This is a genomic window from Candidatus Rokuibacteriota bacterium, from assembly GCA_030647435.1.
Classification (GTDB): Bacteria; Methylomirabilota; Methylomirabilia; order Rokubacteriales; family CSP1-6; genus AR37.
The window spans coordinates 22,428-34,679 of the sequence record JAUSJX010000008.1 but is presented as its reverse complement, the minus strand read 5'-3'; the positions used below and the strand labels follow the sequence as shown (position 1 = coordinate 34,679).

The following is a 12,252-nucleotide window of genomic DNA, read 5'->3' as shown; positions in this document are numbered from 1 at the left end:
ATCTGGCCCCCGGCCCTCTGCCCCAGGGGGAGAGGGTAGATCTGACCCCCCTCTCCCTTCCAGGGAGAGGGTAGGGTGAGGGTGGAGTGTGAGGCCGGCTCATCGCTTTTCTACTGGCACGAACGGTTTTCTGCCGGGGCCCTTGTAGTCGGCGCGCGGGCGGATCAGCCGGTTGTCGTCGTACTGCTCGAGGAGGTTGGCCGTCCAGCCAGCGATGCGGGACGTCGCGATGACCGGCGTGAAAAGGTCCACGGGGATGCCGATCGAGTAGAAGAGCGGCGCCGAGTAGAAGTCCACGTTGGGGATGAGCTTCTTGACGGCGTGGACCTTGGCGTGGAGCTTCACCGCAAGGTCGTACCAGAGCGCCTGCCCCGTCTCCCGGCACGCCGCCTCGGCCATGCCTTTGAGAATGGCCGCGCGCGGGTCACCGGCCGTGTAGACGCGGTGGCCCATGCCCATGAGACGCCGCTTCTCGGCGAGCGCCTTGTCCGCGAAGGCGTCCACGTTGTCGAGTTTGCCGATCTCCAGCAGCGTCCGCATCACGGCCTCGCCGGCGCCGCCGTGGAGCGTGCCCTTGAGCGCGCCGACGCCTCCCGCCACGGCGGAGTGCATGTCGGACAAGGTCGCCGCGATCACGCGCGTCGTGAAGGTCGAGGCATTCAGCTCGTGCTCGGCGTAGAGGACGAGGCTCGCGTCGAAGGCCTTGGTCGTGACCTCGCTCGGCTTCTTCCCCGTCAGCATGTAGAGGAAGTTGGCCGCAAGCGACAAGTCCTTCGACGGCGGCACGGGCTCCTGGCCGCTGCGCACTCGGTGGTGGGCGCAGATCGCCGTGGCGAACTGGCTGGTCAGGCGCACAGCCTTGCGCAGGTTGGCCGCGTGCGAGTTGTCTTTCGTGTCGGGGTCGTGCATGCCCAGGATCGCGACGGACGCTTGGAGCACGCGCATGGGATCGGTTTGCTTGGGCATCAGCGCGTAGGCTTTGACGAGATCGCCGGGGATCGGTCGCGCCGCCGCCAGCTCGGCCATGAAGCGATCGAGCTGGCTCTTATTGGGCAGCTCGCCCATCCAGAGGAGATACGCGACTTCCTCGAAGGTCGCCTTGCGCGCGAGGTCGTCGATGTCGTAGCCGCGGTAGGCGAGGCGGCCGTTCGTGCCGTCGAGGTCGCAAAGCTCGGTCTCGGCGGCGACCACGCCCTCGAGGCCGCGGATCAGCTGGGTGCCTTCAGCCATGTTCTGTCTCCTCTCAGGCCGGCCGCTTGATGCCGAAGGCCGGCAGGACCGTTTCGACGAAGCCCTGGAGCGCGTCGAAGTCGTAGGGGCCCTCGCGGAAAGCGAGGTTCACGCGCTGGACGCCCACCGCCTGATAGGCCTGGCACATCTCGAGCGCGTCTTTCGGCGTGCCGCGGAAGAAACCCTTGCGCTCCGGGTTCTCGCCCCAGTGGGACTTGAAGATCGCCTCGCCGCGCTGGACCCCCTTGGCGTCGGCGCCCAGGTAGAAGCCGACGTTGACGGAGCGCGCGAGCGTCCTGGGGTCGCGGCCTTCCTTGGCGCACCAGTCGTCGAGGATCGCGTTCTTGGCCTTCCACACCTGCGGGTCGATGTAGGGCGCGTTCCAGCCGTCGGCGTACTTCGCCGCCGTGCGGAGCGTGCGCTTCTCGCCCTGGCCGCCCACCCAGATGGGCAGGCGCTTCTGAAGAGGCTTGGGGTTGCAGCGCGCGTCGTTGAGCTGGAAGTACTGACCCTTGAAGTTTGAGATCGGCTGGTCGAAGAGCATGCGCAGGATCTGCACCGCCTCCTCGAGGTGGTCCTGGCGGATGCCGATGCGCTCGAAGGGGATGCCGTAGCCCTCGTACTCGTGCTGGTGCCAGCCGGCGCCGATGCCGATCTCGCAGCGGCCGCCGGAGAGGTGGTCGATGGTGCAGATGGCCTTGGCGAGGACGCCGGGGTTCCTGTAGTTGACGCAGATCACGAGCGAGCCCACGCGCACGTGCCTGGTGTCGAGCGCGATGGCCGTCATCGTGCTGATCGCTTCGAAGCAGGGGCCGTTACCGTCGCGGTACGGCGACTCCTGGAAGTGATCGGCGGAGGAGAACCAGTCGAAGCCGTTGGCGTCCGCGAAGCGCCAGAGCTTGCGCATATCGGCCATCGGCCCGCCCACGTGTCCCAGGTGCATCCCGAAGGCATCACCATTTTCCGGTCTCCAGTGAGAGTTAGCGCGTTGTCAGCGTCAAACCGCCATCCACTACGAGCGTCTGGCCCGTCACCCAGCGCGCCTCGTCGCTGGCGAGGGAGACGGCCGCCCAGCCGACGTCCCAGCCCTCGCCCTCGGTGCCGAGCGGGCTCGCCTTGCGCCGCTTCTCCCTTAGCTCTGGGCCGACGCTCTCGACCATCGGCGTCCAGACCATGCCGGGAGCGATCGCGTTGACACGCACGCCCTTGGGGCCGAGCTGGGCCGCGCAGGTGCGGACGAAGCCGATGACGCCCGCCTTGGCGGCAGCGTAGGCGGTGCGGCCGTGGCCGCGCAGCGCGGCGACGGACGAGACGCAAATGATGGCACCCCGCCCGCGCTCGACCATGGGCCTGGCGGCCGCCTGGGTCGCGAGGAGCATGGACTTGAGGTCGACGGCCATGACCTGGTCCCACTCCTCTTCCGTCACCTCGAAGAGCGTCTTGCGCGATTCGATGCCGACATTGTTGTGGAGGATGTCCACGGCGCCCCAGCGATCGAGCGCCGCCTTGACCATCGCCTCGCACTCGGCCTTGCGCGTCACGTCGGCGGTGAAGACCGCGGCCTCGCCGCCCTCCTGGGCGATCAGCTTGGCCGTCTCCTCGGCGTTTTCGGGCTTGGCGTCCACGCAGAGGACGCGGGCGCCCTCGCGGGCGAAGAGGATGGCCGCGGCCTTGCCGTTGCCGAGCCCCGGGCCGCGCGACCCCGCGCCGGTGATGATGGCGACCTTGTCCTTGAGCCGTCCGCTCACGATTTGCCCGCCGCTCAAGACTTAAAGGACCCGTCGATGCGGACGTCTATGAGATACGGGCCGCTGGAGGCGAGCCCGCGGTGGATGGCCGGCCCGACGTCGGCGGACTTCTCCACGAGCTCACCCGCCACGCCCATCGACTTGGCGAGACCCACGTAATCGAGGCGCGGGTTGACCAGGTCCATGGCGACGTACTTGTCGTCCTCGGCGGAGAAGCCCTTGAGCGCGAGCGTCCGCTGCTTGAGGATGCGGTACGAGGCGTTGTTGAAGATGACGTAGACGACGGGGATCGAGTCGTGGGCGGCCGTCCAGAGCGACTGGATGGTGTACATCGCGCTGCCATCGCCGACCAGCGCCACGACCGGGCGCCCGGGCTGGGCAAGCTTGATGCCGAGCGCGGCCGGCAGCCCCCAGCCGATCCCGCCGCCGCGGAGGCCGTAGTAGCCCTTCGGGTCACGCGACTTGAGCAGCTCGCGCAGGCCGCCGCCCGAGGAGATGCTCTCGTCCACGACGACGGCGTCGTCGGGCACCGCGTCGGCGACCGCCGCCACGAGGGACAGCGGCGTGATGGGCGTGCGCCCGGCTTCGGCCTTGGCGCGGGTGCGCAGGTCGGCGATCTTGGCCTCGCGCGCCTTGCCGAGCTCTCCGGCGCGCGCCTTCGCCGCCTTGACGGCGTCGGGGGAGAGGCGCCGGCGGAGCGCCTCGGCCAGATCCGGCAGTGTCGCCTTGGGATCGCCCTGGATGGCGACCTTGGCCGGGTAGTTCTTGCCGATCTCCCACGGGTCCAGGTCCAGGTGGATGAGCGGCAGTCCTTCCGGCATCGGTTCGACGTCCGACGGCAGCGAGAGGGTGAACATGTCGCCGCCCACGGAGAAGACAAGGTCGTGCTTCATGAGGAGCGCCCGGATCGGCGGGCCCAGGCGCGGGAAGGCGCCGGCGTAGAGCGGGTGAGTGAACGGGAAGGAGCAGGTCGAGGGCACGCACTCGGCGTAGACGGGCGCGCCGAGCAGCTCGGCGACTTCCGCCATTTCCGCGAGCGCATCGCCGTGAGCGACCGCGTCGCCGGAGATCAGGATGGGGCGCTGGGCCTTGACGAGGAGGTCCGCCGCGGCCTCGATCGCCGCCTTGTCGCCGCGGATGCGCGGGGCGATGCGCGTCGTCTCGAGGAGATCGACCTGGCGCTCGGCGTTCAGCACGTCCACGGGCAGCGCGAGGAAGACGGGGCCCGTGGGATGCGCCTTGGCGGTCGTGGCGGCGCGGCGCACGGCGCGCGGCAGGTCCTCGAGCCGCGTGATCTCGTAGGACCACTTGACGTAGGGGCGCGCGACGGGCGGCAGGTCCGACCACAGGATGGGCTCCGTCAGGTTCATCGCCTGGTCGTGCTGGCCGGCGGTGAGGAGGAGCGGCGAGCCCGCCTTCATGGCGTCGTAGAGCATGCCCATGGCGTTGCCGAGCCCCGGGGACGTATGGACGTTGACGGCGGCAAGCTTGCCGCTCGCCTGGGCGTAGCCGTCGGCCATCGCGATGGCGACCGACTCCTGCAGCGCCAGGATGTAGCGGATGCCGGGCTCGCGCGCGAGGCCGTCCATCAGCGGCAGCTCGGTCGTGCCGGGGTTGCCGAACATGATCTCGACGCCTTCCTGCTTGAGGATCTCGAGGAAGGCCTGCTTGCCTGACGTGAAGGGCATCGGAGACTCCTCCCAAGGGTGACAGTCTCGCCCGCGGCTGGCGCGCCACGCGGCGCGCCGAAAGAGGATCATACGCCCGCTTCCTTGACTGCGCCAGAGGCGGCCTGTACGCTCGGCGGCGATGGCACCGCCCTCCGTGTTTCTCGACGCGTGCCGGCGCCGGCAGACCGCGTTCACCCCCATCTGGCTCATGCGCCAGGCAGGGCGCTACATGCCCGAGTACCGCGCCATGCGCGAGCGGCACGGCTTTCTGGAGCTGTGCAAGAACCCGCAGGCCGCGGCCGAAGTGACGCTCCAGCCGGTGGAGCGGCTGGGCGTGGACGCGGCCATCCTCTTCGCCGATATCCTGCTGGTCCTCGAGCCGCTCGGCGTCGGGCTCGAGTTCACCAGGGGCGAGGGGCCGCACATCGTGCGCCCCGTCCGGGGCGCCGATGATGTGGCGCGGCTCGGCGGGGGAGACGTTGCGGCTTCAGTGGGCTTCGTCTTCGAGACGGTCAGGCTCGCGCGCAAGGCGCTGGGCGAACGCGTCCCGCTCATCGGCTTCGCCGGCGCGCCCTTCACGCTCGCCTCGTATCTCATCGAGGGCGGCGCCTCCCGCGAGTTCCTGCTGACCAAGCGCTTCATGCGCGCGGAGCGGGACGCGTGGCACGCGATGCTGGGACGGCTCGCCGGCATCACGGCGGACTATCTCAATGGCCAGATCGCCGCGGGCGCCCAGGCCGTGCAGCTCTTCGACTCGTGGGTCGGCACGCTTTCACCGGCCGACTACCGCGAGTTCGTCCTGCCTCACAGCCGTTCCGTCATCCAGCGTCTGACTCCAGGCATACCCGTTATCCACTTCGGGGTGGGCACGGCCACGCTCCTTCCTTTAATGAAGGAGGCGGGGGGCGGCGTCATCGGCCTCGACTGGCGCGTCGAGCTGGGCCCGACATGGGAGCGGCTCGGCTACGACGTGGCGGTGCAGGGCAACCTCGACCCCGCCGTGCTCCTGTCGAGCACCGGCGAGATCCGCCGCGCCGCCAAGGCCATCCTCGACGGCGCCGCGCAGCACCCAGGCCACATCTTCAACCTCGGCCACGGCGTCCACCAGGAAACGCCCGTCGAGAACGTGAAGGCGCTCGTAGACATCGTGCACGAGCTGTCGGCTCGATGAGCGACTTCGATTCGGTCCTGCTGATCGCCTTCGGCGGGCCGGAGAAGCGCGAGGACATCAGGCCCTTCCTTGAGATCGTATCGGCGGGGCGCCGCATCCCGCTCGAGCGCCTCGAGGCGGTCGCGCACCACTACGAGCTGATCGGCGGCCGCTCGCCGCTCAACGAGCTGACGATGAGACAGGCCGAGGGCCTCCGCCGGGCCCTGAAGCGGGACGGCATTCCGACGTCCGTTTACGTAGGCATGAGGAACTGGCACCCGTTCCTGCACGAGACGCTCGCCGAAATGCGCGACCGCGGCCGCCGCCGGGCGCTCGGCATCATCCTCTCCTCCTTCCAGACCGAGGCGTCGTGGGAGCGCTACGTGGCCGATGTCGAGGCGGCTCGCGAGAAGGTGGGCGCCGGCGCTCCCGAGGTCGCCTACGCGCCGCCCTGGGCCGAGCACCCGCGCTTCATCGACGCCATGGTGGCGCGCGGTGCCGACGCGCTCGCGCAGGTCTCCGCGCCGAAGCGCGCGGATGCGCTCCTGGTTTTCACCGCCCACAGCGTTCCCGTCGCCATGGCGAGCGGCTCGCCCTATGCGCGCCAGCTTGAGGCCGCCGCGCTCGTGATCGCCGGCCGTCTCGGCCACGCGCGCTGGCAGGTCGCCTACCAGAGCCGGAGCGGCGCGCCGAGCGATCCGTGGCTCGAGCCCGACATCTGCGACGCGCTTCGCGGCGTGAAGGGGCAGGGGATCGAGGACGTCGTCGTCGTCCCGATCGGCTTCGTCTGCGACCACCTCGAGGTCCTCTACGATCTGGACGTCGAGGCGCGCGCCGTCGCCGCCGAGGTGGGCCTGCGTTTCCACCGGGCGCAGGCCGCCAACGATCATCCCGCGTTCATCGCCATGCTCGCCGATCTCGTCACGCGGGGGCCGCGGTGAGACTGGCGGTCGTGGGCGGCGGCATCGCGGGGCTGGCGGCCGCCCATCGCGCCGTCGAGCTCGCCCGGGAGCGTGGCCGGCGGCTCGAGCTGTCGCTCTTCGAGGCCGGTGACCGGCTGGGCGGCACCATCCAGACCGATCGCTACGAGGGCTTTCTGGTCGAGTGCGGCCCCGACTCATTCCTCTCGGAGAAGCCCTGGGCGCTCCAGCTCTGCAAGCGACTCGGCATCGAAGACCGGCTGGTGCGCACCGACGACCGCTTCCGCCGTACCTACGTCGCCTTCCGCGGGCGGCTCCACCCGCTGCCCGACGGTTTTCAGCTCCTGGCGCCAACTCGGCTCGGGCCATTCATCCGCTCGGGCCTCTTCTCCTGGCCCGGCAAGCTCAGGATGGCGATGGATCTCGTGCTGCCCCGCGGCGGCGATCCCGACGAGAGCCTGGGAGCCTTCGTGTCTCGCAGGCTCGGCAGGGAGGCGCTCGAGCGGGTAGCCCAGCCGCTCGTGGCGGGGATCTACACGGCCGATCCCGACGCGCTCTCGCTCGCCGCCACCATGCCGCGCTTCCTCGAGCTCGAGCGCAGGGAGCGGAGCCTGATCCTCGGGCTCTGGCGCGGGGCGCGAAAGATGCCAGCCGGAGCGGCAGGCGCGAGCGGGGCGCGATGGTCGCTCTTCGTGACGTTCGCCGAGGGGATGGAGGAGCTGATCCGCGTCCTGGGTGCCCGCCTGCCGCCCGAGGCCGTCCGGCTCAAGGCGCGCGTCACGGACATCACGCGCGAGGGCTCGGGCTGGCGTCTCGGCCTCCGGGACGGCCCGCCGGCGACGGCGGATGCGGTCATCATCGCCACCGAGTCGCATCAGGCCGGACGCATGCTGCGCTACGCGGACCCGTCACTGACGCACCTGCTCGACGGCATCCCGTACGCGTCGTCGGCGACGGTGACGCTCGGCTGGCGGCGCGCCGACATCCCGCATCCGCTCGACGGCTTCGGCTTCGTCGTGCCGCAGATCGAGCGGCGCCCCATCATCGCCTGCACCTTCTCGAGCGTGAAGTACCCGGGCCGCGCCCCGGACGGCTTCGCCCTGCTCCGCGTGTTCATGGGCGGCGCGCTGAACGAGGCCATCCTCGAGGGCGACGACGATACGCTGACGCGCGTCGCGCGCGCCGAGCTGGGAGAGCTGCTGGGAGTGACGGCGCCGCCGCTCTTCTCACGCGTGAGCCGCTACCCCAAGGCCATGCCGCAGTACCACGTGGGGCACCTGGCCCGCGTCGAGGCCATCGAGGGGTGTCTTCGCGCTCACCCGGGGCTTGCGCTGGTGGGCGGCGCCTACCGCGGCGTCGGCATCTCCGACTGCGTCCGCTCCGGTGAAGACGCTGCGGCGCGCCTGCTCGAACCCGCTGGCGCCTAATGACTCTCGATAACATAAAGCCCGTTCTCAGTCATGACCCGCCTCGCCCGAGAGTCTTCCCCCCTGGGCCTTCCTTGTCAGCACTGTGAGGATGGCCCCCAAGGGCAGCGCCACGCCCAAGAATGGGCTTTATTCACTTACGGCACCCGCAACTCTCATCCAGCCCGCTTCGCCGCCTCCAGTTCTGTGACCACCGTCTCTATCGCAGCGCGAAGAATCGCAACAATCTCATCTATCTCTCCCTCCTTCACGATGTACGGCGGAGTCAGCATAAGGTGATCTCCCGCCACTCCATCCACCATGCCGGGCTGCCCCGGAAGGATGATGAGCCCGCGACGCATGGCCTCCTCCACGACACGCGGTGCGACACGCCACTGCTCTGGAAACGTCGCCTTGGACGGCCGGTCCTGCACGAGCTCGACGCCCGCCATGAGTCCCCGGCCACGGACTTCCCCAACCCACGGGAGGGTTTCAAGCGTTCGCAAACGATCGAAAAAGTACGGCCCGATCTCCCGCACCCGCTCAAGCAGCCGGTTGGCGGTGATGTAGTCAAGGACCGCCAACCCCGCCGCTGCCGCCATAGGGTTTCCCGCGTACGTGAGCGGCAATACCGGGCTCGCACCGCTCTTGAGAAAGCCCTGCACAATCCGCTCGTGGATGATGACTCCGCCCAACGGGGCGTACCCGGAGCTCACGCCCTTCGCCATCGTGATCATGTCGGGCGTCACGCCGAACTGCTCGATGGCAAAGTTCGTTCCCGTTCGACCAAAGCCAGTTACGACCTCGTCAGCGATAAACAGGATGTTGTAGCGGTCACAGATCGCACGGATCCGTTGGAAGTACTCGGGCGGCGGCGTCAATGCCGCGGCCGACGTGCCAACGATCGGCTCAGCGATGAACGCCGCGATCGTTTCCGGCCCCTCAAGCCGAATCACTCGTTCCAACTCCTCCGCACACGCTACTCGGCAATCAGGGTACGCTTTGTCGAAGGGACAGCGATAGCAGTAGCAAGGTGGAATATGCGGAAACGCGAGCAGATAAGGCTCGTAGCCTCGGCGTGCCGGCCTCCGTCCGGTCGCGGAAAGCGCAATCCCTGTAGTACCGTGATAGCTCTGCCACCGCGCAATGACCCGCCACTTACTTTCCTGTCCCTGTGCGACGAAGTACTGACGCGCGAGCTTGATGGCTATCTCGTTCGCCTCTGAGCCGCCCGAGACGAAATAGACCTTCGACATACCTGCGGGAGCCATTGAAATTACGCGCTCAGCAAGCAACAAGAGGGCCTCGGTCACGAATTGACCCGTGTAGGCGTAGGCAACGCGCTCCATTTGAGCGGCCACTGCGGTCACCACTTCCTTGACACCATGTCCTATCGTCACAACCATAGCACCGCCGACTGCGTCGATGTAGCGTCTGCCGTCTCGGTCGTACAAGTACATCCCTTCGCCGCGATCGACGACGGGATAGGACCTCCTGAGGTCTCTCGTCAGTAATGATGACTCCATTACGTGTCTCCTCCGGACGAACTGGTCGTCAGCAATTGTGAGAACGTCACTCAGCGGCGGTCACCTTATTCGTGTTGTTGCCCCTTAACGAGTTCTCCGGCATCCCTGCTTGTCCATCACGAAGCCGAACCGATATCCGGTATCTGTCGGTGCGCGACATTGATCCCGAGCGAGAGGAAGAACACGAAGGTCTCCGGGCCGATCGCCTCTTCCGCCGTATACGCGGGGCGGATCCGGCGCATCCCGAGGTTGTCCTTGAGCGGGCCGTACACGAGGAGGCCGCCGAGCGGGTAGAGCAGCCGGCGCGAATGAGGGCGGCAATCCCTGCGGCGGCGGCGTCACCGTTCTGTACACCCGGTCGCAACGCCTCGAGTGCCGATCGCATCCGGATCACGGAGATATGCCCAGCCTGTCTGTGGTACTCGAGCTCGGCTGGGGACTTGATAAGTCGTAGGCCTTCGACCAGCGCACTTGTATCACTAAACGTTGCCTTCGGGAACTTCGCCTGAAACCTTTTGTACTGATTCACCGTTACGTAGATGCTTCGCTCTTCAACGCCAACACGCGCCGGCGCCTGCCGCTGTTTGCGAATTAAATCCGCCATCACATCGATAGCATCAGGTGCTCCCGCGTCATCTCTGTAGACAGTCCAGCCCCCAACCAACGCCTCATCGACATCGGCGAAGATATTTCCGAGATCGATCTCGCGTGTCACGAGAAGAGGCCGGCTATCGGAGGGAACAGCCAGGAAGAGATCAGGGACAAGGCCCTGCGTGCGATATCCAGTTAGGTAGTAGAGGCATATCCACTTGAGTCAACCTCTTGGGGGCATGACGGGGTGGGGAAGGACTACCCCGAGACCCTGCTGGAGTTCGAAGACTGGTTCCGCACGGAGGAGGCCTGTCGGGCCTACCTGCTCCAAGCTGCGCCGCAGATTCTGCTGAGGAGCCCTATGATCACTGCAACACCGATCAAACAGGAGCTGACAGCGGCAATGGTGGGTTCAATCTTCATCACGGTGTGGTTCCAAATCTGAATCGGCAGGGTGACGGAGCTCGGATCAGCGAGAAACAGCGAAAGCACAAGATCGTCGAATGACAGCAGGAAAGAAAACAGAGCCGCCGAGATGACCCCGGAACTGATCAACGGCAAGGTGACACGACGGAAGGCCACCAGCGGCGAGGCACCGAGGATAATCGCAGCCTGCTCAAGGCGTTCGTCGAAGTTCTGGAGCGTCGCCGACAGGATTATGACGACGACCGGAAGAATGATAACGGTATGGCCGAGAGCCAAAGCCCAGACAGTGCCCGCGAGGTTGAGCCGCGCAAAGAGAAAGTAGCAGCCAAGGCCGATAATGACGGACGGTAGGGTCATCGGCGCGAGAATCGCAGCATACAGCGCCGTCTTCCCCGAAAAGCGCCCGCGGACTAACGCGAAGGCGGAGAGGGTCCCAAGAGTCATGCTTGCGAGGGTCGCTAGCGATGCGACTCTGAAGCTCACCCAGAGTGCGCGACCCCACTCGGGGCGATCCAGAAGCCGACGGTACCACTGAAGTGAGTAGCCGGGAGGGGGGAACGTCAGATATTGAGCAGAGCTAAACGAGATGGGAATTATGACGATGATTGGGAGTAAGAGGAAGATCAAGATGAGCGTCGAAGGGATTCCAATGAAAGCGCGATTCATCCGCTAACTCTCATTAGAACTTGCTCTCGAGCAGCGTGCGAAGGCCAACCACCCGATCATAGAGGAGGAAGCCAGCCAGAGTCACGACGAGTAGAATTATCGACAAAGCAGACGCAAAGTGCCAGTTCAAAGTTCTTTCGACTTGTTCGTAAATCACCATCGCCACCATCTGGTCTCCAGGACCGCCCATGAGACTCGGCGTAATGAAATAACCGAGGCCAAGGATGAAAACCAGGAGAAAACCCCCTGCCACGCCGGGGAGGCTCAAAGGCAAGAACACCCGATGGAATACCTGCCAGTCCGAGGCGCCGAGGTTGTAGGCAGCGAGAAACAGTTTTAGGTCGATACCGCGGAAGACACTGTAAAGCGTTAGCACCATGTACGGAAGAAGGGTATACGTCATCGCAATCAAAACGCCCGGGCGGTTGTATATGAGTTCCACCCGGCCAAGGCCGAGCTTGGCCAAACTCTGGTTCAGGACGCCTTCTGGGCTCAGGATGACCATCCACGCGTATGTGCGCACCAAGACACTCGTGAAGAATGGTGTCAGGACGCAGACCAGGCAGAGGCTCAAGGCGCGGGGTCGTGCGCGCGTCATGAGGTACGCCACAGGATAACCGAGGAAGAGCGTCACGGCGCTGGTGCTGAAGGCGATCTCGAAAGTGATCTGGAATAGTCGGAGATAGACAGGACGATCGATGACTCGTCGATAGTGGGCTAAAGTGAAAGGCTGATCAGGGGCTCCGATGCTCCGCAAAAAGGTATCAAGCAGCGGATAGGCAAAAAACACTGCTAAGAAGATCAGGAGGGGCACAAGCATCACCTGATGTCGCCCCTGCCAACGTGCCGCCCGCACTGGCGGTTCCGCCGTTTTCCCGAGGGTCGCCTTCTCAGTCAGCGCCGATTGTGCAGGCATTCC

At 66.3% G+C, this 12,252-nt stretch carries 11 protein-coding genes; 3 read left to right on the top strand and 8 right to left on the bottom strand.

Translation table 11 applies throughout. The features are described from left to right. Positions 1–99: 99 nt before the first annotated feature. From Q7W02_01370 to Q7W02_01355, 4 genes are read right to left on the bottom strand one after another with little or no spacing between them, the layout of a single operon-like run. Positions 100–1,230 (bottom strand): citrate/2-methylcitrate synthase, encoded by a 1,131-nt coding sequence (locus Q7W02_01370; protein MDO8474837.1) that lies wholly within the window; start codon positions 1,228–1,230, stop codon positions 100–102. A 13-nt stretch (positions 1,231–1,243) separates the two neighbouring features. Beyond that, positions 1,244–2,173 carry an LLM class flavin-dependent oxidoreductase gene (locus Q7W02_01365; GenBank protein ID MDO8474836.1) on the bottom strand — a complete coding sequence of 310 codons (930 nt, stop codon included), beginning with the start codon at positions 2,171–2,173 and terminating at the stop codon, positions 1,244–1,246. Positions 2,174–2,210: 37 nt separating this feature from the next. Then, a complete protein-coding gene (locus Q7W02_01360) occupies positions 2,211–2,978 on the bottom strand; it encodes an SDR family NAD(P)-dependent oxidoreductase (GenBank protein ID MDO8474835.1) in 768 nt (255 codons plus the stop codon). 14 nt (positions 2,979–2,992) lie between these two features. Then, positions 2,993–4,666, bottom strand: coding sequence for a thiamine pyrophosphate-binding protein (locus Q7W02_01355; GenBank protein ID MDO8474834.1), 1,674 nt, complete (start codon positions 4,664–4,666; stop codon positions 2,993–2,995). A gap of 121 nt (positions 4,667–4,787) precedes the next feature. Here Q7W02_01355 and hemE point away from each other — a divergent pair, with 121 nt between their 5' ends. Genes hemE through hemG form a run of 3 tightly spaced genes read left to right on the top strand, consistent with a single transcriptional unit; the run spans position 4,788 to position 8,145 of the window. Then, positions 4,788–5,819: a uroporphyrinogen decarboxylase gene (hemE, locus tag Q7W02_01350; protein ID MDO8474833.1), complete on the top strand. Its 1,032-nt coding sequence runs from the start codon at positions 4,788–4,790 to the stop codon at positions 5,817–5,819. Beyond that, entirely contained in the window at positions 5,816–6,739 is a 924-nt protein-coding gene (gene hemH, locus Q7W02_01345; GenBank protein ID MDO8474832.1) for a ferrochelatase, read from the top strand. Before hemE ends, hemH begins: the two co-directional genes overlap by 4 nt. After that, the gene (hemG, locus tag Q7W02_01340) at positions 6,736–8,145 is read left to right on the top strand and encodes a protoporphyrinogen oxidase (GenBank protein ID MDO8474831.1); all 1,410 of its coding nucleotides are present in this window, start codon (positions 6,736–6,738) and stop codon (positions 8,143–8,145) included. Before hemH ends, hemG begins: the two co-directional genes overlap by 4 nt. Positions 8,146–8,300: 155 nt before the next feature. Here hemG and Q7W02_01335 read toward each other — a convergent pair whose 3' ends face one another. The 4 genes from Q7W02_01335 to Q7W02_01320 form a co-directional block, all read right to left on the bottom strand. Next, on the bottom strand, positions 8,301–9,650 hold the full coding sequence (locus Q7W02_01335) for an aspartate aminotransferase family protein (GenBank protein MDO8474830.1): 1,350 nt from the start codon (positions 9,648–9,650) through the stop codon (positions 8,301–8,303). 116 nt (positions 9,651–9,766) lie between these two features. Then, entirely contained in the window at positions 9,767–9,922 is a 156-nt protein-coding gene (locus tag Q7W02_01330; protein ID MDO8474829.1) for a hypothetical protein, read from the bottom strand. A 637-nt stretch (positions 9,923–10,559) separates the two neighbouring features. Next, positions 10,560–11,333, bottom strand: a complete 774-nt coding sequence (locus Q7W02_01325; GenBank protein ID MDO8474828.1) for an ABC transporter permease — start codon at positions 11,331–11,333, stop codon at positions 10,560–10,562. A gap of 13 nt (positions 11,334–11,346) precedes the next feature. Beyond that, on the bottom strand, positions 11,347–12,249 hold the full coding sequence (locus tag Q7W02_01320) for an ABC transporter permease (protein MDO8474827.1): 903 nt from the start codon (positions 12,247–12,249) through the stop codon (positions 11,347–11,349). Positions 12,250–12,252: the final 3 nt, after the last annotated feature.